The sequence below is a fragment of the Pontibacter fetidus genome (assembly GCF_010119545.1).
Classification (GTDB): Bacteria; Bacteroidota; Bacteroidia; order Cytophagales; family Hymenobacteraceae; genus Pontibacter; species Pontibacter fetidus.
On the sequence record NZ_JAAEAA010000008.1, the window covers coordinates 137,515 to 161,551 of the forward strand.

The window sequence follows — 24,037 nt, forward strand, 5'->3', positions numbered from 1 at the left end:
TAAGGTTATGCAGAACAATGGCGTAAAAAGGCTGCTGGCAAAACTAACCTTGTTAGGGCTTCCATTCATCGTCTGGCCTTTGCTGGAGGCAACCATATTGCCTATCGATACTTTTACTTTCCGCATTTGGGAGGCTATTTGTGTAAATAAAGTGCGCATTATGTCGGGGCCATTTTACCCTAACCAGCACATGGTAATGGAAGAAGAAGGAGAACTGGCACCACACACCCCGTTTGCCACCAAACGCAAAGTTGAATGGTTTACAGATGAGTATGGCTACCGCAACCGCGACTCGAAATGCGATGTGTTACTTATAGGAGATTCAAACATTACCGGCTCCAAACTATCGCAGGAAGAAACATTGGCCGAGGTACTGGAACGCCAGTTGGATAAAGACGTATATGCCTTTGCGCCGGCAACCATGAACCGTTTTCTGGCTACAGACCGCTTTATAAAAGATGCCCCAGAAGTAGTGATCGTATCGAGTATAGAACGCCGCATACCTGAACTGCCGGCCGTAGGCGCCAATGGCTTCGACTCCAAAATCCGCAACTATACCGGTAACCTGATCAACTCATCGCCTGTGCTTACTTATGCCGCCATTACTGCCGATCGTATCTCTAAACTTGGTTTATACCACCGCACGCTGGCAAACCTAAACAGGCAGTTTGGCAAAAAAGATTATGTAGCCTATAATAACGAATTTTTCATAGAAGGCGAGATAGCAAACCGCGACTTTAGCGAAGCAGAAGTACAGCAGATGGCCGATGTGCTGGAAGGCTACAAAAATGCTGTAGAAGAACGGGGCATCCGGTTTATGTTTATGCCGATACCTAACAAAGAAAACATATACTATAAACTGTTGCCCTCCCAGAAAAAGCCCGACTTTTTACCAAGGCTGTTTGCAGAACTGCATAAACGCAACGTAGAGGTAATAAATATTCAGGACGCCTTTGAGCAACTATACCAGCAGAAAAATGTGCCGCTGTTTCCGGTGGATGACGCGCACTGGAACGAAATAGCTGTAAAGGTAGCATCTGAAAAAGTATTGAAACATATAGATGATGTACAAACACCTATAGATAAAAAAGACCCCAAATACCTTGTTAATTATACACCCCAGGCTGCAACTAATCAGTAGTATACGTAACCAGAACTGAGACGCAGCTTTAACAAACTGAACCGATGAACATTAAAACCCTCTATACAAAAAGCACCAGGAAAGCTGGCAAAATATTAGGCCGCTTTGTGCCTTATAACACCCGCTACAAACCTGCCGGCGTATGCCGCCTTACGCCCGAGAACATGGCCACCATGAAGCCGAGCGAAGTGAAAGTACACACCATCTATAAAGATGCTGTTACCACCCTCGATATTTCGGACGAACTATACGCAGCCTGCAACGCCTACTGGAAACCCGAAAAAAGTGTAACTACCACCTACTTGGTTGTAGAAGTCCCCAATGGCCGCATCCATACCGATAATGAGTCGAGCGTGTCGGTGATTACACAGTATAACAGAGTAGTCGAAAATGTATCTCTGAGCCTGACGCAGGGTAAAGTAACGGAGCCAAACCTTAACAATATTTTTGAGCAGCGCTTCTTCTCTACCCCGGTTAAGTTTAATGGTACGGTGTTTTCGCTGCTGACGGGTGGAGCAGGTATAAACAACATCAGCCACTGGTTTTTAGATGTGTTGCCCCGACTGCATTTATTGCGCGAAAGTGGATTATATGATAAGATTGACTGGTTTCTGGTGCCAAGCCTGAAGTATGACTACCAGTTGGAAACATTAGAGTTGCTGGGCATGCCGAAAGAAAAACTGATTGCCGGAGACAAGTTTAACCATATAGCCGCTGATTGCATTGTAGCCTCTACTGCCCCGCGCGGAAACCATACGTTGGTACCAAAATGGCTTTGCGACTTTATCCGAAACTCTTTTGTACCTGCTGCCAAAGCAAAGGCACCTGTAATAATGGCCCCTGAAACACCACTTATCTACATCAGCCGCAGCGACTCTAAAGTACGTAACATCCTAAACGAGAATGAGCTTGTTAGTGCCTTACGCATGGAAGGCTTTGAAAACGTGATTTCCAGCAAACTAAGTATACTCGAAAAGATAAGCCTTTTCTCGCAGGCACGCGTAGTGGTTTCGGCTACCGGCGCCGGTCTTATCAGCATGCTTTTCTGCAAACCGGGTACACGCATCATCGAGGTGTTTAACGAAGGCTTTGTAGTAGAACCGTTCTTCGATATTGCCGGCAAAGCAGACCTGGATTACGATTACGTGATCTGTAAAGGCAATGGCAAAGTAACCAACATGGCCCAGGGCCAGACCCGCCACTTTAAAGTAGACGTAGAACAAATAATGCAGACCGTAAAGAAGATGAAGGCCGTTAAATACGTTTACCAGACAGCGTAATTTTACCTGACCGAATCTGAAATTTTACCTGAACAGCTGCTTTTTGGGCAGCTGTTTTACTGAAACCCAACTATAAACTATAGCTACAGCAATTAAATCCGCTGCTGGTTTACCCTTAGTAACACATGTCGAAATCTATTGCTTTTTACCTGGCCGACCAGAACCCGCACCGCGACAGGAGCCTCGGTATTACTAGCATTACCAAAACTCTAATTGGTGGCCTGGCAGAGTTGCCAAACTATATCCTTTCGCAAATCGTTTCGCAGTCGTCGTTTACCTATGATGATGCCCGTATACAAAAGCATACATTACCCTGGCGTACCGATAACAGCAAGATACAACGCCTGTTAACTGATAACCTGCACCCATTATATCTGCAAAAAATACCTGCCGATATCTGGTTTTACCCCAAAGGCTACCTGCCCTATTTAACAAAGCCCAAAGGCATAACGGTTGGTTTAATGCACGACACGCTGCTGCAACATTATGCTGATAAATACCCGCAGTTTCGGTCGAAGGCAGATATGGCATACTGGATCAACATCCTGAAAACAAGCATGAAGAAGTGCGATTATGTGCTGACTGTAACCGAAAACGCTAAGAAGCAGATAACGGATGTGTGCGACAGGTATAACATTCCGCGCCCGATTATACATGTAACCTACGAAGCTTCTGATTTTGAGACTTTAGAGCCAAGTAACTTTAAAGATAAAGGCAACTACGTTATTCACCTGGCATCTGAGCAGCCACACAAGTGTACCTTGCCATTGCTTAAATTCTGGAAGCAACTCTCCGAAACACGCAAAGACCTGCCCGACCTGCATCTGATCGGAAAGATTTGCCCGGAAAGTAAAAAGCTCGTAGCCAGCATGAAAGGTATCGTGCAGAAATCTCATTTGCCGGAAGATGTGTTTGTGGATGAAATACGCAAAGCCCGCGCGCTGTTGTTCCCGTCCGAGTCTGAAGGCTTTGGCTTGCCTGCCATAGAAGCATATTACCTGAACACACCTGTTGTTTTTGTAGAGGGAACTTCTGTAGCCGAAATCATGGAAAAAGACACTAAAGCCGGTGAGTTCAGCTTAAGTTCGTTCGACTCGTTTAACAAAGCGCTGGATAATGTGCTGAGTTTGACACCAGAAGAGATTTCTGAATCAAGAGAAAAACTATTGGACAGGTTCTCTAAAAAGCGTTACCTGCAAGCTGTAGATAAGGCCCTGGCTTCTATAAATTAAAAGTAGACTTCATAGTGTCTTTCACACCTGTCGGTGGCTCGCTACGTAGCTAAATAGACGCTCACAGGTTTTAAAACGCTGTGAGGTCTTTCGCTACTTGCTATACTTTGCGATCGCTACTTTCAGATCTTCGGGCGTACCCATATCCAAACAGCTGCCTTCTGAGAAATAATCCGACTGCACTTTTAAGCCTGCAACTATAGCTGCTTGAACCACGGTTCCCATCGGAATTTCTTTAAGCTCGCCAAGTTTAAATCTCGGCTCTGCAGCCTTAAGGTATTGGTGCATAAATTCGGTAAAGGCTGGTGACCAGACAGCAATGCACCAGGCTTGTGTCAATTCAGATTTTTCAGGTTTGGGAAGTATAGCTTTTACGTTACCGTCTTCGTCAGTTTCTACCATGTCCCATTTATGCGGATGCTCTACTTTAAACAAACCTAAAACTATAGCTGCATCGGTTTCCTGTCGTTTATTAAGCAGCTTTACAAATACACTCTTCGGCTCAACTATGATATCCGGGAAGCCAAAAGCTATAGTTTTATCCTTTACAAAACTATAACTTTGGTCTACAGAGAAAGGTGTGCCATACGGTCGGTTCATCAGCAGATAAGCGAAAGCCATGCTATAGTTACTGCCATCGCTAAAATACCCCGGTATATCCCATTTGCCATTGCGTACTATAAAATAGACCTGCTCCGCTCCTGCCTCCCGCATCAGTTCCAGCAAATACTCGGACACCACTTTAGGTGTTCCATCAGTTTTGCAACCAAGCGGGTAAAGCTCCTTACTGAAAGGCATCTGCCCTAACCTGGAACCCAGGCCCGCCGCCGGAATAATACCAACTATAGTTTGCTTCATGGTTTATAGTTTAGCTTTTTCTAGTAATGTATTAACCTGCCCCTCCAAGGAATGGAATTTCACACTCTATTTGCTGGCACGGATCTGTGATCCGTGACTTACTATAATAGTGGATCTATGATCCACTGGGCCAGAGGCCCAAACTATAGTTCGTCACGAGCGAGGACGTTCGCGCCATGGTATACCACCTAAGCTTCAAACAAAACATCCCGACGAGTTTATACTTGCCGGGATGCTTCAGTTTATAGTTTGTGTGCTTATACCTCTGTCAATGATTCACTTTTACCGTAAACGCTTTTCAGGATCTGCTCTTTTTCGGCATTATCTGTTGCGTTAAAGTAACGGCGCTGAAGAGCTACCAACTTATCAACCAAACGGCCTTCCGGTAACACTACATCATCGTACGTCAACACCTGGTCTTTTGGTATGTCACGCTTCAGTACACAGCCTTCGGCTACGCCAATTGGCAGCAGGTTTTCAGCTATAGTTGTGTCTGCGTTCTCGCATAAACCATAGGTCATGTAGTGGCCGATACCGTCTACAACTTGTCCGGCTTTCAGGTCTATTTTGGCAGCTGTTACAACCTCTACGGTTGGTGCGCCAATCGGAGCAAGTGCAGCATCGTTAAACAATACAGCACGCGCTACAGTACTTGGCACTTCAAAGTGGCACAGGTGGTATGGCGTGTAGAATAAATATAACGGACCTTCACCCAGTTTATAAAGGTTCAGGTAATGCTGCTGAATCGGGTTATCGTGCGTGCCCAGTACAAATACGCCCGGTCCTGGCTCCGCTCCTACTACATAATCTACTATACCCGGGCCGTTTGTCAGATCTTCCAGCGGATACAGATCTTTAAAACAGTCTTTCAGAGATGTGCCGCTTGGCACAGTCGGGCCATGCATACCACGCTTGGCTACGCGCATACCAGTTCCGTTGGCAACTATAGCCTGCTCAAATGATATCTTGCTACCATCGGCAAACGAGGTAACCATAGATGGCTGCTGCCTCCATTTCTCGGCAAAACCTTTCTGTGTAGTTGGGTTTCGGTACGGGTCGTGCAAGCCTTTAATGTTACCACAAAGCACCGGCTTCACACCAAGGCCTTTCACAAAGCGGTACAGGTTCATGATCACACCCGGCTGATCGCCATCGGCGTTGGTGAATACTACACCTGCTTTATCAGCATATACTTTCAGGATCGGGCCAACAGTACCATCCACTTCCGCATTCATCATAATGATGTGCTTTCCGTTTTCGATGGCGCGCATGGCTACGTTTGTACCGAACTCAACGGCTCCGGTTACTTCAATAATGGCATCAATGCCTTCGGCTTTGCAAAGCAGCATCGCATCGTCGGTAATGCTATGCTTGCCGTTACGGATGTTCTCTTCCAGTTTCTCAACAGAGGCTACTTCTTCTACACCGGTTTCTATTTCGGCTTCGGAATAAGCTCTTTTTGCTTTAGAGAGGTCGCGGTTTGCAATGGCTACCAGCTCCATGCCCTGCACATATTTGCAGATCTGTAGCGCGATGCCGCGGCCCATAAAGCCGGCACCAACCATGGCAACTCTGACAGGGTTATTTTCTGCGTGACGCTTTGCCAGCGCACTATCAACTATAATCATTTTATACTTTAATTAAGGGTTATAAGACGGAAAGCCGCCGGTATTATACCAGCAGCTTTCCTTCAGTTTCTTTAGTTACTTCTTCAAAATCAGGGGCGGCCTGGTCTTTTTCAGAAATAACAACCGGCTCAATCGGCCATTCAATGTTAAAAGCAGGATCGTTCCAACGGTAGCCACGCTCAGCGCCCGGCGTATAGAACTCGGTTACATTGTACGTTACATCAGTGTTATCTTCCAGTGTAATGAAGCCGTGGGCAAAACCTTCCGGCACAAACAGCATTCTATAGTTGTCGGCTGTCAGCTCCACGCCAATCCATTGCTTATAAGTTTCAGAATCCGGGCGCATGTCGATAATCACATCGTAGATAGCACCGCGTGTGCAGCGTACCAGTTTGGTTTCTTCGTTCGGGGCAAGTTGCATGTGCATACCGCGCAGTGTACCTTTCTTTTTGTTATAAGATACGTTCGCCTGGCGGATGTCATTTGTTAAGCCGAACTCTTCGAATTCTTTCTGGCAAAACGAACGACCAAAAAAGCCACGCTCATCTTCCAGTCTTTTAACATCAATTATATAGGCGCCTTTCAGCTTAGTTTCAGTAAATATCATCAGTAAAGTATTAAGCGATCTCTAATTCGGTTTCTTTGGCTACTTTGGCAGTGCTGCGGTTCCACTGTAGCTGCTCGTTAATGGCATTTGTTTCCTGCAATTGGTTCAGCACTTTCAGGCGCATTAACAGCGAATCGCGGAAGTTTCCATCCTTAAAGCGCATTTCAGTTAAGCCATCTCGTAGCTCCTGAATAGCCTGCTTTAGCGATACCTGTGGCTGGTGGTTTGGTGCCAGTGCCTTGAACTTGTCGAAGTTTACGCGGTACGAGCGTTTGTCCGGCGCAGCTTCCAGGTTTACAGAAACTTCGGTGCCCGGAATAACTTCGGCAACAGCCTGTGCCAGCTCTTTTACCTGGTAATTCCACTCGTTACTACCGGCGTTTACCGCTAAAAATTCACCGCCGTTATCTGGTGTTCTGGTTATAGCCCACTCAATTGCGCGTGCCATATCTTTTACGTGGATCAATGGTCTCCAAGGGCTGCCATCGCTAAGTATAGTTATCTTGCCCGTAGAGATCGCACCAGCCACGAAGTCGTTCAGAACTAAGTCCAGGCGTAATCTGTCGCTCATGCCACAGGCTGTTGCAAAACGCAGGCAGGTTACGGTAAAGCCATCGCCGGCAAGTGGAGCCAGTTCTTTTTCAGAAGCTACTTTAGAGCGGGCATAAGCTGTTAGCGGATTAAGCTCAGATTCTTCAGTTTTAGCCTGTTCCGATGCCGCGCCATACATGCTGCAGCTCGACGCAAATACATAGTTCTTAACGCCGGCAGCTTTCGCCATTTCAGCAATTCTGATGCTTGATCTATAGTTTACATCCAGTGTTACTTCTTCAAACTTGTTACCCATTGGGTCGTTGGAGATAGCCGCTAAATGCACTACAGCATCTACGCCTTCCAGCACATCGGCAGGCATGGTGCGCACGTCGCCAAACAATTGCTGATCCAGTTTGCTCTCTGGTAAGTAAGGTGCATTCGTAAGGCTGGTGGCAAAATAGGCCATGTCATAGCCCACAAGTATAGCATCCGGGTAAGTAGCGCGCAGCTGGCTAACTACGCCAGGGCCTACATAACCCATATTTCCGGTTATTAATATCTTCATCTGTAAAGGGATTTAAAAGTATAGTTGAGGAAGGATTTCTTAGTTTACAGCTTTAGAAAGCATCTTTTGCCATACATTCCATGGCGCCTGGTTTTTCTGCCATAGTTCTTCCAGCACATGCTTGTCGCGCAGGGTATCCATTGGCTGCCAGAAACCGGTGTGGCGATAAGCAGATAGCTCGCCTTCTTTGGCTAACTGTTCCATTGGCTCACGCTCCCAGGTTGTGCTATCGTCTTCAATATAGTTAAGCACCTCTGGCTCCAGCACGAAAAATCCACCGTTAATCCATGGCATTTCTCCACCTGTCGGTTTCTCCTGGAACTGGTTGATCTTGGTTGCATCTGAAGCAAGGTTGAAAGCTCCGAAACGGCCTGGCTGCTGCACGGCAGTAAGTGTAGCCAGTGTTCCCTGCTCTTTATGGTATTTTATGGCTTCTGCAATATCTACATCACTCACACCATCGCCATAAGTAAGGCAGAAGGTTTCGTTACCAATGTAGTCTTTCACGCGCTTCAGGCGGCCACCAGTCATAGTACCTTCGCCGGTATCTACCAGCGTTACTTTCCACGACTCTGTGTTGTTACGGTGTACTTCCATGCTGTTTTTGCGCATGTCAAATGTTACATCAGAATTGTAAAGGCAATAGTTGGCGAAGTATTCTTTGATCATATGGCCTTTATAGCCGCAGCAGATTACGAACTCATTTATGCCATAGTAAGAATATATTTTCATGATGTGCCAAAGGATCGGCTTACCACCAATTTCGACCATAGGCTTAGGTCTTACGCCACTTTCTTCGCTAATTCGGGTTCCGTAACCACCAGCAAGTATAACTGCTTTCATAAAAGTAAGGGTTTTATTAGGTTGAGATTCAGATGACCACTGCTGCCTTATGTTATCTGTTCATGCAGCTTTTGTTGCGGTCGGTAATTGATACGGCAATAGCTATATTTTGATGTATTAAATTTTACTTTTTTTACAGCTCTTTTTTTCATGCAGCTGAAATAACTGCTTCTACATGCTCAGATGCATATTTTTTAGAGGCATAGAATTGCATGGAGGTAACCACACAGGTTTGTTTGGGATAAAGAATGGCACTGTTATTTCGGCGGGAGTGGCACAGCTTGGTATAATACCGGAAAACGTGCGTCCGGTAGTGGCTATAATTGCATTTATAACGATAATAGTGTTCTATGTAAGTGCCATACTTCATCTTACACGTTAAGGTATTACATTTTACCCGCTCACAGACTCCTGCCCGGGGTTTTTGCCAGCCATGCGCTGCACTATAAGCTTTAAAGCCAATGCCACAAACACGCTGTTGGTTACTAAATAGCGTTTCCAGAGTCGTTTTGGCTCCTGTACTAACCTGTATACCCATTCCAGGCTCAGGTCCCGTGCCCATTTTGGCAGGCGCTTTTCAAGGCCGGCAAAGGTCATGTACGCCTGGCCTACACCCAGCATACAGGCATTAACTCTACCTTTATGTTCGGCCATCCAGCGTTCCTGTTTCGGGCAGCCCAGGGCTACAAAAACCAGGTCGGGGTTGGCTTCATTTATTTTATCAACTATAGCGGCATCTTCGGCGGTTGTCAGTTTCCGGAAGGGCGGCGAATAATAACCGGCAATTTTTAGCTCCGGGTGTTTTGCCGTGGCAGTTGTTACTACGGCTTCCAGTACCTCGTCGGTAGAGCCATAAAAGTATACCGATTTACCCCGGGCAGCTGCCTGTTGCAAGAGTGCCGGCAACAGGTCCATGCCTGCTACACGGTCCTGCTGCTGCCCGTATAAAAGTTTCATTAGCTTGGAAAGGGGGCCTCCGTCCGGGCTGGCCACATCCGCATTGTTCAGTATCGTATTAAAGTCTTTGTCTTTGTAGGCTTCTACCAGCATGTGCACGTTGGCAAAACACACGTAACTCGACTTTTTGTGTTCACTCAGCCAGAACACCTGCTCAACAAAATTTTTAAAAGAACCCGCCGTAATATCAGCGGTAAGTAACCTGCGTTTTAATTGTAAGGGTGGTGTTGTGGCAGGCGTAGTATAGGTATCATTAGTAAGCATTTTTTTCGCCTTTTATCATATTCCAAACGGTCAGGAAAATAATTTTCATGTCCATCATAAAACTCCAGTTCTCCATATATTTCACATCGTACTCTACGCGTTTTTCCATCAGGTGTACTTCCTTGGTCTCGCCGCGGTAGCCGCTAACCTGTGCGTATCCGGTAATGCCCGGTGTTACAAAGTGACGCATGTTGTATTTTGATATAACTTTTGAATAATGATCGAGCTGCGAAACCAGGTTCGGACGAGGCCCAACCACTGACATATCGCCCAACAGTACGTTAAAGAACTGTGGTAGTTCGTCTAAATTAGTTTTGCGCAGGAAACGACCTATTCTGGTAATGCGCGGATCGTTTTTAGTTGCCTGTAACTCAGTCTGGTTATTTACAAACATGGTCCTGAACTTGTAGCACACAAACAATCTGTTCTTTTTACCTGGACGCAGTTGCTTAAAGAAGATCGGCCCTTTAGATTCCAGCCTGATCAGAAGTGCAATGATTGGCAGCACAACCGGGAAAATAAGCAGGATAACAGCCATAGAGAAAGCGATATCAAACACACGCTTAACTGCCCTGTTGGTAACCTGCTCCAGCGGCTCTTTGCGCACGCTCAGCATCGGGATGTTGTGGTAGAAGTACAGGTTAAGGTCTTTCTGAACTATAGCACTGAAGTCCGGCACGATACGGAAGTATAAGAAGTTATCGTCGCAGAAAGCAGTCAGTTCATCTACCTGCTCTTTATTGTTCAGGGGCTTGGTGTAGTAGATCTCGTCGATGCTGTGCTGCAGGCAATATTCCTGTAGATCAGCTTCCGAACCTTTTACCAAACTATAGTATGGACTGTTCACATCGGCTTCGTCGTCGAAAAAGCCCATAAACTTGGCACCAGGGTTTTCGTCGTTGCCGAAGGTGTTGTACAGGTTAATGGCTGCCTGGCCGCTACCCACTACTACAAACCGCGAGTACGCCATATCTGACTTGGTAAAATAACGGCTCAGTTGCATAAACAGCAATCGGCTAAACCCGATCAGCATGGCTGTAGACAGGTAAGTATAAAGCAGCAGCAAACGTGAGATTTCCTCGAGGTTGAAGATTACGATGCAGCTGGCAAGTATAAAGGCATGCAGTACGAAGGCGTTGATCAGGTTAGCAAGCTTTTTACCGATTGGCAGAAAACCATCTATCCGGAAAACGAAATTGGAAAAGCCGGAAACGATCCACCAAACCAGGGCAAACAACACAAAGAAAATGCTGTACTGGTGGTCCAGTTCTATAGTACCATACCTGAAAAGATTTGATAAGTTAAATGAAAGGGCGATAAGGGCTACGTCTAAAATCAACAGAATAATCCTGTTGAAACTGTGGTAATGCTGATATTTATTCATTTTTGAAACGCTGTAAAATTTTAACCATAAACACTTTGGTCTTTTCACCGACTACTTTGCTGCATGCTGTTACTGGCTGCATGCGTTCCAACTTCAAATCCGGCATCTCCGGAAGGTTTAGGTTTACTCGGTAAAACAGTTAATTTGTGAACTATAGAAATTACCTGGGGAGATATGTGCTGTTGCCAGTTAAGCAAGTATACCTTTCTCCAAGCAGTCTAAATTACGGGTGTCGTTTCCGAATGGTTTAGTGTTTTATTTATATTTATTAAAAAATTGAAATTGATAAATAAATGAAACTTCATATATCTAAACATACCTATATTAATCAATTAAGGCATTTTAAGCTATAAATTATAGCATAACACAAGGCGTGACGCTGTTTTCAAGCTATATCAACCAATTGTATTTTTCAATGCACATAGCAAATAAATGGTCACTTTAGCTATCAAACTATATTCAATGTTGCTGCCAGTAGCACTTACTTTTACTCAAAAGCAAGCGTCCAATTAAGGATGAGACCGGGATAGAAAGGAAGAAGATGTGCAGGGGAAGGCAGACTCGATTTGAACGGACTTTATTTTTATTATTTCCGCAAGGTGCGCTATTACGCTTACCTGAAAGTTTTACTGCAATAATACAATCACACAACTATAGTTCACACTCATCAACAGCGCTACAATCCTATCTATAAGCTAACAAAACTATAGTCGCCTTAAAATCAAAATCGGATTGCAACAAGGCTACAAATACTTAATTTTCACGAGTGTATTAAATTTTAAGTATGATATTAAACTTATTATTTTTTAATTTGGTTAGTCAGACATCACAAATAGCAACTATAGCTACAACTTAGTTATATTACAATTTGAGAGATGTTTTAAATACAGGAATTAATTATACTTTTTCCTGCAACCGAATACACGTGTCAGCTATAGTTTCGGGTGACACTATAGTACCGGGATTGACTTTATGGCTGTAAAAAGCGACAAACTATACCGGCTATTACTACTACAAGCACAAATCAGGCAGCCTTGCCCTACTTTGTCTCCTTAATTTTTAATGCAATAAATAATCTGCTTCTGCAATAAACTTTACAACTTTTAGCCAATGCAGCCAATACATTTAGGCAAACGTTTGCCTTTGCTCCTCCTGTTTTTCGGGATGTGGTGTAGCAGCGCCTTTGCCCAGGTTTGTCAGCCTGTTATCACTACCCCGCAAGGAACCTCACTTTGTACAGGCTCTGCTGTTGTTTTGCAATCTTCATCGGCAAAAAGCTATACCTGGTCTACGGGCCAAACTTCAGCCAGCATTACCGTTACCAAACCGGGCACTTACTGGGTTAAAACAACAAATGAAGATGGCTGCGAAGGCACTTCTGAAACAATAACTATAGCCGGTGCCCCCGATGCCAGCATCATCGACCCCGAATATCCGGAGCTTAATTTTACGTATTGCAGCTACTCCAGTAGCTCATCAGGGTTTAAGTTTACCCTGAACATCGAGAACACCTCTACTACCAAGGAAACCAACAAAGAATACCACGTTAGCTGGGGTGATGGCAAAACGAGCACCTATGGCAAAAACTTCGAGAAGGCTACCCACACCTATACTGCCGGCGGCGGTTACGATATTGTACTAACTGTTGTAGGCGAAAATGGCTGCACTACTACCACAACCAAGCGCATGTTTGTGGGCAGTAACCCTGGTTTGGGTATTTCCAGCGATGGTAACAACACGCAATGTGCACCTGCTACATACAGATTTAAGATAACCGGCGTAGAAGGAAACTCACCGGAAACCGTTTATACATTCCAGTTTGATGATGGCACCCCAGCCATTACTTACAAGCACAGCGAGCTGCCAGCCGACCGCTACATAGAGCATACTTTCAACGAATCATCTAAAGACACGGAATTTGGTTTTACCTTAACCGGTTATGCTAAAAACCCATGTAGTTCGTCGCGGGCTACGTTCTCTGGCATCCGTATTTCCAAAGGCCCGGAAGCGGATTTTGCACTTGGCTCTGAGTCGTTGTGTGTTAACCAGCCTATTGCCTTACAAAACCTTACCAAAAGCGGTTACGATGCGACCAACAATACTGAAAACTACCTGAGCGAATGGACCATAGAGCCTGCTGAAGGCTGGAAATTTGTATCGGGTACGGCTACCTCTAAAAGCCCAAAAGTTGTTTTTACAAAGCCTGGTAAGTATAAACTGGTACTAGTTGTAAAACCACTTGACCCTAATACCACCTGTGCGGTAAGCTCCAAGGAAATGGAGATAACTGTTAATGAGCCTCCTAAAGCGGATTTCACGTTACTTCCCTCCTCTTCGGATAACTGCACGCCAACAACATATAAAACCCAGAATACATCTGTAGGTGATGGCGTAAGGTATACCTGGCAGGTACTTCCGGCTGAAGGCTGGGGTTTTACCAACGGTACCAATGCCACCTCGGAGAATGCTGAATTTAACTTTACAAAAGCCGGCGACTATACTATAAAACTTGTAGCAACTAACGAATGCGCGCCTGCCAGTACAAAAGAAGAAAAAGTAACGATACGCAGTAAACCTGTTGTTACGCTGCCCGCCAATGCCGTGTATTGCGGTCCGCAAACTATAGCATTTACCGCAGCCAATGCCGCACATACACCAACTTACGACGCGCAATCCGGAACTATAACCGGCTACAAATGGACCGTAACTGGCGGTGCCGTTGCCTTTGAAGCTGGCGATGCAGCCAGTGCTAACCCAACTATAAAATTTACCGAAGCAGGCTTATATACTATTAGCGTAGTAGCTATAAATGAGTGCGGCGAGTCTGAACCGGCTATGCAGCAGATTAAAATAGATGCTTTGCCGGAAGTAAAAGCGATAGCCGCAACAGCAGAACTTTGCCTGGGAGCCAGCACAACTATAACTGCTTCGGGCGCCGATACTTACACCTGGTCATCAGCTGAAGGACTGAGCGCAACTACCGGAAGCATCGTTACTGTTACACCAACTAAAACCACTACTTATACAGTTACCGGTAAAAACACTACCACCGGCTGTACAAACACCACTACCGTTACAGTTATTGTTAACGAGCCTCCGAAAGTAGAAGTAAAAGCTAGTGTTAAGGAGATCTGTGTGGGTCAGGGCCAGGCTATACTTTCTGCTACAGGTGCTGATCGGTATGAGTGGTCTCCGGTTGCAGGTTTAAGTGCAACTACCGGTGAGCAGGTTACAGCCACGCCAGCCCAAACTACAACTTATACCGTAATTGGTTACGATGATAAAACCGGCTGCAGCACAACACAGCAACTAACTATAAAAGTTAACCCGCTACCTGTTGTTAGCGCAGGCCCGGATCTTATAGTTTGCAACAAACCGGTAGCCACCAAACTGCAGGGCAGCCCGGCAGGCGGAACCTGGAGCGGCCAGCATGTAACAACAGATGGCACATTTACTCCGCCAACTGCAACCGGCAATTACACCTTAACCTATACTTACACCGACCCGAATGGCTGCAGCAACTATAGCACCATGCAGGTTACTGTTAACGAAGCTCCAATCGCTGATGCCGGACAGGATATTACAGTTTGTTTGAATAGCGGCAGCTTCGCCCTGAAAGCAAGCCCTGCGGGTGGCACCTGGAGTGGTTCGCAGCATGTTACGACACAAGGTACCTTTACACCGGCTGCGGCAGGCACCTTTACCTTAACCTATAGTTACGGAGAAGGCAGCTGCGCCACTTCGGACCAAGTTATAGTTACCGTTAACGAATTGCCTACTGCCCCGAAAGTAGCTGCTGCAGAAACACTTTGCCCTGGCTTTAGCACTACCCTGCAGGTACAGAACCCGGTTGGTAAACTGGCCTGGTACAATGCTGCAACTGGCGGGAAACAGTTAGGCGATGGCCCAACTTTTGAAACTCCTGCCCTGCAAACCACTACTACCTATTATGTTGAAACCACGATAGAAGGTGGCTGTACCAGCGTGCGCACGCCTGTAAAAGTTACGGTTCGTCCGGCCACGCCGGCTCCTACTGTAGCACCTGTTATCCTTTGCGGCCCGGGCAGCAGCGCTACATTGGTAGCACAAGGCAATGCCACCGTTTACCAGTGGTTTGATGCAGCAACTGGCGGTACCATGCTTTTCGAAGGCCGTTCATTTGGGATTGCATCTGTTAACGAAAGCAGAACATACTATGTGCAGGCAGTTATCGAAGGGTGTATCAGCCCGAGAACGGCGGCAACTATAACTGTGCTGGATGTTATCAGCAACAATACCATTACACCTGTTGCTGAAATATGCGCCGGCCAGACACCTGATCTGCTAACTGGCTCAACTCCTGCAGGCGGCGACAACAACTATAGTTACTACTGGGAAAGCAGCACCAAATCAGCTACCGACGGTTTTAGTAAAGTGGAAGGCGCAACTACTAAAGACCTGCAGCCGGGAGCACTTACAACTACAACCTGGTACCGGAGGGTGGTATCATCAGGGGTATGTTCGCATATTTCTGAACCGGTGAAAGTAAGTGTAACACCTGTTATCGCTAACAATACCGTTACCGAAGATGCTACTTATTGTATCGGGAGCGAGATTGTCCAACTAAACGGCAGCCAGCCAAGCGGTGGGAACGAAACCTATACTTACCTCTGGGAAATGAGCACCACGGGCGAGAACGGAATTTATATATCGGCAACAGGAAACAACGCAGCACAGCACTATAGCCCATCAGCAGTAGAAGAAACTACCTGGTTCCGCAGAAAAGTTATGTCGGGCACCTGCCAGGTTAATATTAGCCAGCCTGTTAAGATCACGATCTACGAACCAATCACGAACAACACGATTACCGGGGAGCAAACAGTTTGTGCCAACGCTATTCCGCAGGTACTGGAAGGCAGCCAACCAGAAAAAGGAGATGGCAACTATAGCTACCGCTGGTACATGAGCAACGATGGCGAACACTTTACACTTGCTACAGGCCAGAACAATGGTATAAACTACAAAGTAGGTGCCCTTACCGGAACTACCTGGTTTAAACGCGAAGTAACAGGTGGGCCGTGCGGCGTCAGCACCAGCAACAGCATCAAAATACAGGTTAACCCGGTTATCGCCAACAATAGCATTTCTAAAGACCAGGTAATCTGTTTCGGAACGGAAGCGGCTACGCTTAACGGCACACAACCTACCGGTGGCGATGCTACTTATACTTTCCGTTGGATGGTGAGCACAACCGGGGCCAACGGCGCATATACTCCGGCAGCAGGCGTAAACAACGAGGCCAACTATACACCAGGCGCGGTACAGGAAACAACCTGGTACAAGCGTGAAGTGGTATCGGGTACCTGCGTGGATATTTCCCCAGCCATTGAAATAACGGTTGTGCCGTTACCGGTAGCGCCAACTATAGCTCCTGTTACTATCTGCGAGAATACCAAGGCGACGCTTACCGTAGCAGCAGCCGGCAACTATAACTGGTACACTTCAGTTGATGCGACAACCCCGGTGTTCAGTGGCCGCAGTTTCGAAACACCTGCACTTGACGCAACTACTACCTATTATGTAGAGACCGTGAATGCCAATGGTTGCGGAAGCTCGGAGCGCACAGCCGTTATAGTTACCGTTAACAAAAACATTACAAACAACAGCTTAATAGCCCCAACCAAAGCTATCTGCGCCGGACAGGTTCCGGATATACTTACAGGCACCACACCGGAAGGCGGCAATATACTGGGCATTACCTACCGCTGGGAAAAGAAAACCGAAGGCATAGACGCTACCTTTAAAACGATAGCCAATGCTACTTCTGCTACTTACCAGCCAACTGCGCTCGATAAAACTACCTGGTTCCGACGTATAGCTATCTCAGGCCCTTGTTCTGAATATGTGAGCGAAGCAGTGAAAGTGGAGGTATTACCGGCGCTGGATAATAACACGATAACTATAGCTGAAGCCATCTGTGAAGGCGAAACGCCAGCCTTATTAACGGGCTCAACGCCAACCGGCGGTGATGGCATGTATACCTACAGCTGGTCTTTCAGCGAAAACGGAACAAGCTTTACAACTATAGCTAACAGCAACTTAAAAGATTACCAGCCAGGCAAATTAACCAAAACTACATGGTTTAAGCGCACGGTTACATCTGGCCCATGTGCGCAGACTGAAAGTGCTGCAGTGCAGGTAGTAGTGCATCCGGCTATAATTGCCAATACTGTTACCTTAACCGATGCGGTGATCTGTGCCAACGAAAAACCTGGCATTATCAATGGTTCCAAGCATGCAGGAGGCATCAGCGTTTATACTTACTTATGGGAGACCAGTACCGATGGTGTAAACTATACAGCTGCTGCAGGTGTGAACAGCAACCAGGCTTACCAGCCAGGTGTATTAACAGAGCCGACCTGGTTCCGCCGCAAGGTAACTTCCGGTAAATGCTACGATTATTCAGCTGCTGTTAAAATTGAGGTAAACCCGGTAATTGCTAACAACACCATAACGGACGAACAGGCTGTTTGCGTAGGCGCTGCCCCAGCGCTACTGCAAGGCGCTGCTCCTACCGGTGGCAACGGCACTTACACCTATCAGTGGCAATATGCTACAACTAACACACCATCAGCCTTTAACCCGGTTGCAGGTAACGGTACTACCCCAGATTATCAGCCAGGCACATTATACACTACTACTTATTTCAGAAGAGTGGTAATGTCTGGTGCCTGCACGCTGGTATCGAATGTGGTAAAAGTAACGGTATCACCACAGATAACGAAAAACACCATTACATTAGACCAGACAATTTATGCGGGGCAGCGTCCGGCACCGTTAACCGGCTCTTTACCCGCCGGCGGCGACAACACCTATACATACCTGTGGGAGGTTAGCACCGATGGCACCAACTATAGCACCGCTACTGGCCTGAACGATGGCAGAAACTATAGCCCGGGTGTGCTGCAAACCGATACCTGGTACCGCCGACGCGTATATTCCGGAGGTTGCGAAAGCATCTCAAATCCGGTGAAGATTACGATCACGCTGGGTATCTCGAACAACAACATCCAGGCAAGCCAGGTTATCTGTTATGGCAACACACCGCAGCCACTAAAAGGGTCTACACCGGAAGGTGGCGAAGGCAATTACCTGTACCAGTGGCAGTACAAGACCGGCGAAGCAGGCGCTACCTGGGTAACGGCCAAAGGTAACAGCACAACTATAGATTACGCACCGCCAGCACTTACCGAAGATACCTGGTTCCGCAGAATCGTGATCTCGGGGCAGCGCTCTGATAACAGCCAGGAAGTAATGATTACCGTGAAGCCGGCCATGAGCAACAACAGGATCAGCACCAACCAGACGATCTGTTATGCGACGGCGCCATCAACCCTGACGGGCTCTATGCCAGCTGGCGGAAGCGGAAACTATAGCTACCTGTGGGAATACAGCACAGATGGTCCGGACAAAGGATTTACGACTGCACCGGGCGCAAACAACGGCCAAAGCTACACCCCGATGCCCCTCACCCAGAAAACCTGGTTCCGCAGAATCGTAACTTCGGAGTCGTGCGACAGACTGATAAGCAATGCGGTGGTGGTAAGTATAAATGCCCAGCCACTAGCACCGGTTGCCCAGCAGGTAACTATATGCGCAGGAGGCAGCACTACCCTAAAGGCAACCGGCAAAGAAGGCCGACTGGAATGGTATGCCTCGGCAAGCGCAGGCGATCTGTTAGCTGTGGGACCTACATTTACGACGCCAGCCTTAACGCACACTACTACTTATTATGTGCAGGAGGTTACCCTTTCGTGCGCCAGCGAACGAACTGCTGTTACGGTAACCGTGATGGAGCCAACAGCAGACGCCGGCCCGGACAGGATGATCATCAAAGGCAGAAGCACGCCATTGGAAGCAACCGGCGGTGATACCTATAGTTGGTCTCCGGCCATCGGGCTGAGTAACCCGAACATAGCAAACCCGGTAGCAACCCCCGAAGTTACTACTACTTACAAGGTAACTATAACAACGGCTGGTGGCTGTACTTTCACAGATGAGGTAACTATAACCGTGCTGCCATTTGTGGAAATACCGAACACCTTTACGCCAAACCGCGACGGCATTAACGATACCTGGGAAATTGCCAACCTGAAGAAGTACCCGAACTGCAAAGTGCAGGTATTTAACCAATGGGGTACTATGGTGTTCCAGTCGAACGGGTACCAAGTGCCTTGGGACGGGCGGTATAACGGGCAGGAATTACCGCTGGCTACCTATTATTACATCATTCAGCTGGAGCCATCCGAAAAACCATTATCAGGAAGTATAACTATAGTTAAATAATATATGCAAAGACTTTTAGCCTTAGGATTTGTGTTACTATTAGCTGGGCAGGCAATGGCGCAGCAAAAACCACAGTACACGCAGTACAGTACCAATAACTATCTTTTAAACCCTGCCATTTCGGGAATAGAAGATTACGGCGACCTGAAACTGGGAACCCGCCAGCAATGGTCCGGGCTGGAAGGCGCGCCGCAGACGTATTATGCTACCTTTCATATGCCGATCAATAAGGACATGAGCTCCTCGTATAGGGGTAGCCGGGTTGGTACGAAGGCAAAAGAAGAAACCACCAAAAAACCGAACAGGTATAAGCGTATCCGTCCGCACCACGGCATTGGGGCTATGGCCAGCAGTACCAAAACCGGTCCGCTAAAACGTGGCAGCTTTAACATGAGCTATGCTTATCACCAGCCGCTTACCAGGTCGTTGCGGGTGGCAGCAGGCGTGGCACCGGGTATGATACAATACAGCCTGGACCCCGGCACCGTAACTACAGCGCAAGGTAACGACCCTGCCGTGTATGATGGCCGCGTAAACGAAATAAAATTTGATCTGAACATGGGTATCTGGCTGTACTCATACAATTATTACCTGGGTGTTTCGGGTGCGCAGCTGGTACCAAGCAAGCGCAAGTATATAAACGACGGCACCCCAACAGATAACGATGGCAGGTTACAACAGCACTATTTCGCAACAGCTGCTTACCGTCTGGATATGACGCCCGACTTATCCATAATACCGTCGGTGATGGTAAAAATGGCACAACCGAGCCCTGTTTCGTTTGATGTATCAGCTAAAGTAATGTATGCCAACAGGATCTGGGCGGGGGCTACGTATCGTCATAAAGAGTCGGTGGCAGCTATGGCCGGCATGAACATTAACCACCTGTTTGACCTGGCATACTCGTATGATGCAAGCACATCGCCGTTGGGCCAGGCAAATGCAGGCAGCCACGAAGTAGTGCTGGGTTTTAAGCTACGCAATACACGCAAAGTGTTATGTCCGGAGTGGGCCTGGTAAAGTTGTAACTATAGCATGAGTAGAAAGGATGGTAGTTGCCATCCTTTTTTGTTTGCCTTTACCTATAACCTTTCCCTTAAATTCAAGTATAGCTATATTGTTTAAAAACCGGCCTGACTATGCTTCGAAAAATTATCGGAATTATACTTGCCCTGCTTTTTACCAGCTTCGCCGCCCTGCAGTACAACGACCCGGATACGGGTATTTGGGTAGCCATTTACCTGGTGGCTGCTGCCCTTTGTGTATTTGCTGCTTACCGTAGGGTCCCGTTTATACTTTTGGGTTTAGCCTGCGCTGCCTTTGTAGTTGGAGCAATTTATATGTGGCCTGAAAAATACGAAGGCCTAGAAGTGGGTGGTGGCGATATTAAAAACATAGAAGAAGCCCGCGAAGCTTTGGGTTTATTACTGGTAGCTGCGGTGTTGTTTATCTATGCTGTAGTGCCCCGCCGGCAAGTAACAGATACTACTCCCCTAACGCAAAAAGGCTGATCGGTGGATCAGCCTTTTTGCGTTTATACATACTATAGTTTACACTTCTTCTGCTTTAAAGCCGGCTTTCTCAACCGTGCTCTTTATCTGATCCGCTTCTATAGTTTCAGATTTCACTTCCAGTATCTTTTCCGGGTTATTTGTATCCACTTCCCAGGTTATACCTTCCAGTTTGTTAAGGTGCGGGGTTACTGCTTTAATGCAGCTGCCGCAGTTTATGTTGGTTTTAAATTTATAGGTCTTCATATTTAACATAATTAATTAACTATACACTTATTTTAATTTTACTGATCTTAAACGCAAACTGTTTGCCACCACCGAAACCGAACTAAAAGCCATGGCTGCACCCGCAATCATCGGGCTAAGCAGGAAACCTGTAAACGGAAACAGCAAACCGGCGGCAATAGGAATACAGATCACGTTATAGAAAAAGGCCCAAAACAGGTTCTGGCGAATGGTATTAACTGTTGCCCGTGATAACTTTATAGCTGCTGCCACCTGTGTTAATTCCGAGCGCATCAGGGTTATACCGGCTACATCCATGGCAATGTCAGTACCCTGCCCCATGGCTATACTTATGTCGGCGGTGGCAAGTGCCTGCGCGTCGTTTATACCATCTCCTACCATAGCTACGTGTTTGCCGCTTCCCTGCAGTTGCTTTACAAATTCTGCTTTGTCCTGCGGCATAAGCTCGGCTTTATAGTTAGTAATGCCTACCTGGCGCGCCACGGCTGCGGCGGTCTGGTTATTGTCGCCGGTCAGCATGTATATTTCAAGTCCGGCATCGTGCATGGCTTTTATACCTTGCGCTGCAGTCTCCTTTATCGGGTCTGATACCGCAAAAACGCCTAGCGCCTGTTTTTCATCTGCAAAATATACAACGGTCTTGGCATCTTCCTGTAGTTTTATAGTTTGCTGGGCGAGTTCTTCTGGTATGGTTACACCGTGTTGCTGCAGCAGTTTATAGTTACCGGCATAGTATTTTTTGCCTTCAAAATCAGCTTCAATACCTAAACCTGTCAGGCTGTTGAAATGGTCGGGTTGCTGCACCTGCGCGCCAAGTTCTTTATAGTAGGCATACACCGCCTGCGCTATCGGGTGTTCCGACTGGGCCTCCATGGAGTAAAAGTATGCCTCCAGCTGTTTTTCATGCTGTACATCACTTGCCCACACTACATCGGTTACGGTTGGTTTGCCCTGAGTTATCGTTCCGGTTTTGTCCAGTATCACGGCGTTTACTTCGTGGGCGCGTTCCAGGCTTTCGGCGTCTTTTATCAGGATACCGTTTTCAGCGCCACGGCCAACACCCACCATTATTGCCGTTGGTGTTGCTAAACCAAGTGCACAAGGGCAGGCAATTACCAGCACCGAAATCATCGACAGGAAACCTTCTGTTAAGTAAGCTTCGCCACCAAGTATGATCCAGGCCAGAAGTGTAACTATAGCAATACCCAGCACAACAGGTACGAATATGCCGGCAATTTTATCTACCAGCTTTTGTACAGGTGCTTTGCTTCCCTGCGCTTCCTGCACCATTTTAATGATGTGCGCCAGCATGGTTTCGCCGCCTGTTTTCTGCGCTATAAGTTGCACACTGCCTTTCTGGTTTATAGTTCCTGCAAATACCTTGTCTCCGGGCTGTTTCTGAACGGGCAGCGGTTCGCCGCTCAGCATACTTTCGTCGAGGTACGTGGTTCCGGATGCAACTTCTCCATCCACAGGCACACGATCGCCGGGCAAAAGTATAACCCTGTCGCCTACCTGCACTTCCTCAATCTTAATTTCCAGCTCACCACCATCCCGAACTATACGCACTGTATTTGGCTGCATGCCCATCAGTTTTTTTATAGCCGCCGAGCTCCGGTTTTTTGCTCCTTCTTCCAGGTACTTGCCCAACAGTATAAAAGCAATGATAACGGCTACCGCTTCAAAATACACATGTGGTTCCAGGCCACGGCTCAGAAAAAATTCGGGGTAAACGGTGTTAAAAACACTGAAAATAAAAGCGATACCCGTACTGAGCGCCACCAGCGTATCCATATTGGCGCGGCCGTGTTTTGCCTGTGCCCATGCGCCTGTAAAAAAGCGCTGTCCGGCCCACAAAAGGATGGGTGTAGTAAGCAACAACATTGCCCAGTTACCCCACGCAAAATGCCCATGCAGGAACATGCCCAATATAAAAACAGGAAGCGCCAGCACGCCGGCAACTATAGTTTTCTGCTTCAGTGTTTTTATGGCTTGTGCTTCGCGTTCTTCCAGCTGTTCCTGCGTCTGTGTTTCAATCAGTATATCAAAGCCTATTTCTTTTACCGTATCGCGCAGCTGGGTGGGGTTAACTATAGTTGGCTCGTAGATTACCTGCACCGTTTTACCTGCAAAGTTTACATTTGCATCTGTTACGCCTTCGCGGGCACGCAGCATACTTTCTATACTCGATGCGCAGGAGGCACAAGTCATGCCTTCTACCGGGTAGGTAGCTTTTTCAGCGGTAGTATGGGTTAATGTTGCCATAGTTTGTGCTCTTTTAGAATATGACAAAGATACACCTGCAAAGTCCCCGGGCTGTTACAGATTTGAGTTAATGATTTACAGATTTTCAGAAGGATGCCTGGCCAGTGTGCTATGCAGCAAAATTGAATACAGGAAGCTAGTAAATTTAAGAGTTGTGCTTATATTTAAATTATCCGGATTGTAAGGCATGCAAAAGTTGAATTATAGGATTAAAAAAGATACCTGAACTACTTTTGTCACTAACCAGAATGGATTTTTACAAGTATATACCTGATCCATACCTTTAAACCGGTTGATCAGTTTTAAGAAGTTCCTGCTGGTACCGGCAGTAAACAACTATAGTTTACCAGTTACATTTTTCAGGGTAAAAGCTACGTAATACCGTTACATGAAATAC

The 24,037-nt window shown here is 46.8% G+C and carries 16 protein-coding genes; 7 read left to right on the plus strand and 9 right to left on the minus strand.

All coding sequences use genetic code 11. The annotated features are described in order from the left end of the window. Positions 1-7: 7 nt before the first annotated feature. The 3 genes from GWO68_RS08100 (at position 8) to GWO68_RS08110 (ending at position 3,653) form a co-directional block, all read left to right on the plus strand. On the plus strand, positions 8-1,141 hold the full coding sequence (locus tag GWO68_RS08100) for an alginate O-acetyltransferase AlgX-related protein (protein WP_162345927.1): 1,134 nt from the start codon (positions 8-10) through the stop codon (positions 1,139-1,141). Between the two features lie 44 nt (positions 1,142-1,185). Beyond that, on the plus strand, positions 1,186-2,421 hold the full coding sequence (locus tag GWO68_RS08105) for a glycosyltransferase family 61 protein (RefSeq protein ID WP_162345928.1): 1,236 nt from the start codon (positions 1,186-1,188) through the stop codon (positions 2,419-2,421). 125 nt (positions 2,422-2,546) lie between these two features. After that, the gene (locus GWO68_RS08110) at positions 2,547-3,653 is read left to right on the plus strand and encodes a glycosyltransferase (protein WP_162345929.1); all 1,107 of its coding nucleotides are present in this window, start codon (positions 2,547-2,549) and stop codon (positions 3,651-3,653) included. 93 nt (positions 3,654-3,746) lie between these two features. Here the strand turns inward: GWO68_RS08110 and GWO68_RS08115 are convergent, their stop codons facing one another. The 5 genes from GWO68_RS08115 to rfbF form a co-directional block, all read right to left on the minus strand. Next, positions 3,747-4,511, minus strand: a complete 765-nt coding sequence (locus GWO68_RS08115; protein ID WP_162345930.1) for a sugar phosphate nucleotidyltransferase — start codon at positions 4,509-4,511, stop codon at positions 3,747-3,749. A gap of 257 nt (positions 4,512-4,768) precedes the next feature. Further along, a complete protein-coding gene (locus GWO68_RS08120; RefSeq protein ID WP_162345931.1) occupies positions 4,769-6,139 on the minus strand; it encodes an NAD(P)H-dependent oxidoreductase in 1,371 nt (456 codons plus the stop codon). Between the two features lie 43 nt (positions 6,140-6,182). Beyond that, on the minus strand, positions 6,183-6,746 hold the full coding sequence (rfbC, locus tag GWO68_RS08125; RefSeq protein WP_162345932.1) for a dTDP-4-dehydrorhamnose 3,5-epimerase: 564 nt from the start codon (positions 6,744-6,746) through the stop codon (positions 6,183-6,185). A gap of 10 nt (positions 6,747-6,756) precedes the next feature. After that, complete coding sequence (locus GWO68_RS08130) at positions 6,757-7,845, minus strand: NAD-dependent epimerase/dehydratase family protein (protein WP_162345933.1); 1,089 nt, start codon at positions 7,843-7,845, stop codon at positions 6,757-6,759. Between the two features lie 39 nt (positions 7,846-7,884). Next, positions 7,885-8,688, minus strand: a complete 804-nt coding sequence (gene rfbF, locus GWO68_RS08135) for a glucose-1-phosphate cytidylyltransferase (protein WP_162345934.1) — start codon at positions 8,686-8,688, stop codon at positions 7,885-7,887. Positions 8,689-8,863: 175 nt separating this feature from the next. On the opposite strand from rfbF, the gene GWO68_RS08140 reads away from it, so the two are divergent. Then, positions 8,864-9,070 carry a hypothetical protein gene (locus GWO68_RS08140; protein WP_162345935.1) on the plus strand — a complete coding sequence of 69 codons (207 nt, stop codon included), beginning with the start codon at positions 8,864-8,866 and terminating at the stop codon, positions 9,068-9,070. An 11-nt stretch (positions 9,071-9,081) separates the two neighbouring features. Here GWO68_RS08140 and GWO68_RS08145 read toward each other — a convergent pair whose 3' ends face one another. Together GWO68_RS08145 and GWO68_RS08150 are read right to left on the minus strand one after the other, a co-directional pair. Then, positions 9,082-9,909, minus strand: a complete 828-nt coding sequence (locus tag GWO68_RS08145; RefSeq protein ID WP_162345936.1) for a WecB/TagA/CpsF family glycosyltransferase — start codon at positions 9,907-9,909, stop codon at positions 9,082-9,084. Then, positions 9,899-11,293: an undecaprenyl-phosphate glucose phosphotransferase gene (locus GWO68_RS08150; protein ID WP_162345937.1), complete on the minus strand. Its 1,395-nt coding sequence runs from the start codon at positions 11,291-11,293 to the stop codon at positions 9,899-9,901. The genes GWO68_RS08145 and GWO68_RS08150 overlap by 11 nt, the downstream gene beginning before the upstream one ends. Positions 11,294-12,403: 1,110 nt before the next feature. On the opposite strand from GWO68_RS08150, the gene GWO68_RS08155 reads away from it, so the two are divergent. The 3 genes from GWO68_RS08155 to GWO68_RS08165 all read left to right on the plus strand — a co-directional run bounded on the left by GWO68_RS08155 (position 12,404) and on the right by GWO68_RS08165 (position 21,129). Next, positions 12,404-19,618, plus strand: a complete 7,215-nt coding sequence (locus GWO68_RS08155) for a gliding motility-associated C-terminal domain-containing protein (RefSeq protein ID WP_162345938.1) — start codon at positions 12,404-12,406, stop codon at positions 19,616-19,618. A gap of 3 nt (positions 19,619-19,621) precedes the next feature. Then, on the plus strand, positions 19,622-20,638 hold the full coding sequence (locus GWO68_RS08160; protein ID WP_162345939.1) for a PorP/SprF family type IX secretion system membrane protein: 1,017 nt from the start codon (positions 19,622-19,624) through the stop codon (positions 20,636-20,638). 119 nt (positions 20,639-20,757) lie between these two features. Next, positions 20,758-21,129 (plus strand): transmembrane 220 family protein, encoded by a 372-nt coding sequence (locus tag GWO68_RS08165; protein ID WP_162345940.1) that lies wholly within the window; start codon positions 20,758-20,760, stop codon positions 21,127-21,129. 39 nt (positions 21,130-21,168) lie between these two features. On the opposite strand, the gene GWO68_RS08170 is transcribed toward GWO68_RS08165, so the two are convergent. Beyond that, on the minus strand, positions 21,169-21,375 hold the full coding sequence (locus GWO68_RS08170; protein ID WP_162345941.1) for a heavy-metal-associated domain-containing protein: 207 nt from the start codon (positions 21,373-21,375) through the stop codon (positions 21,169-21,171). A gap of 27 nt (positions 21,376-21,402) precedes the next feature. Continuing rightward, positions 21,403-23,640 carry a heavy metal translocating P-type ATPase gene (locus tag GWO68_RS08175; RefSeq protein WP_162345942.1) on the minus strand — a complete coding sequence of 746 codons (2,238 nt, stop codon included), beginning with the start codon at positions 23,638-23,640 and terminating at the stop codon, positions 21,403-21,405. Between the last annotated feature and the right edge of the window lie 397 nt (positions 23,641-24,037).

Coding starts and splice junctions, on each gene's coding strand:
- GWO68_RS08100 (WP_162345927.1), top strand. CDS start 8: ATGCAGAACAATGGCGTAAAAAGGCTGCTGGCAAAACTAACCTTGTTA.
- GWO68_RS08105 (WP_162345928.1), top strand. CDS start 1,186: ATGAACATTAAAACCCTCTATACAAAAAGCACCAGGAAAGCTGGCAAA.
- GWO68_RS08110 (WP_162345929.1), top strand. CDS start 2,547: ATGTCGAAATCTATTGCTTTTTACCTGGCCGACCAGAACCCGCACCGC.
- GWO68_RS08115 (WP_162345930.1), bottom strand. CDS start 4,511: ATGAAGCAAACTATAGTTGGTATTATTCCGGCGGCGGGCCTGGGTTCC.
- GWO68_RS08120 (WP_162345931.1), bottom strand. CDS start 6,139: ATGATTATAGTTGATAGTGCGCTGGCAAAGCGTCACGCAGAAAATAAC.
- rfbC (WP_162345932.1), bottom strand. CDS start 6,746: ATGATATTTACTGAAACTAAGCTGAAAGGCGCCTATATAATTGATGTT.
- GWO68_RS08130 (WP_162345933.1), bottom strand. CDS start 7,845: ATGAAGATATTAATAACCGGAAATATGGGTTATGTAGGCCCTGGCGTA.
- rfbF (WP_162345934.1), bottom strand. CDS start 8,688: ATGAAAGCAGTTATACTTGCTGGTGGTTACGGAACCCGAATTAGCGAA.
- GWO68_RS08140 (WP_162345935.1), top strand. CDS start 8,864: ATGCTCAGATGCATATTTTTTAGAGGCATAGAATTGCATGGAGGTAAC.
- GWO68_RS08145 (WP_162345936.1), bottom strand. CDS start 9,909: ATGCTTACTAATGATACCTATACTACGCCTGCCACAACACCACCCTTA.
- GWO68_RS08150 (WP_162345937.1), bottom strand. CDS start 11,293: ATGAATAAATATCAGCATTACCACAGTTTCAACAGGATTATTCTGTTG.
- GWO68_RS08155 (WP_162345938.1), top strand. CDS start 12,404: ATGCAGCCAATACATTTAGGCAAACGTTTGCCTTTGCTCCTCCTGTTT.
- GWO68_RS08160 (WP_162345939.1), top strand. CDS start 19,622: ATGCAAAGACTTTTAGCCTTAGGATTTGTGTTACTATTAGCTGGGCAG.
- GWO68_RS08165 (WP_162345940.1), top strand. CDS start 20,758: ATGCTTCGAAAAATTATCGGAATTATACTTGCCCTGCTTTTTACCAGC.
- GWO68_RS08170 (WP_162345941.1), bottom strand. CDS start 21,375: ATGAAGACCTATAAATTTAAAACCAACATAAACTGCGGCAGCTGCATT.
- GWO68_RS08175 (WP_162345942.1), bottom strand. CDS start 23,640: ATGGCAACATTAACCCATACTACCGCTGAAAAAGCTACCTACCCGGTA.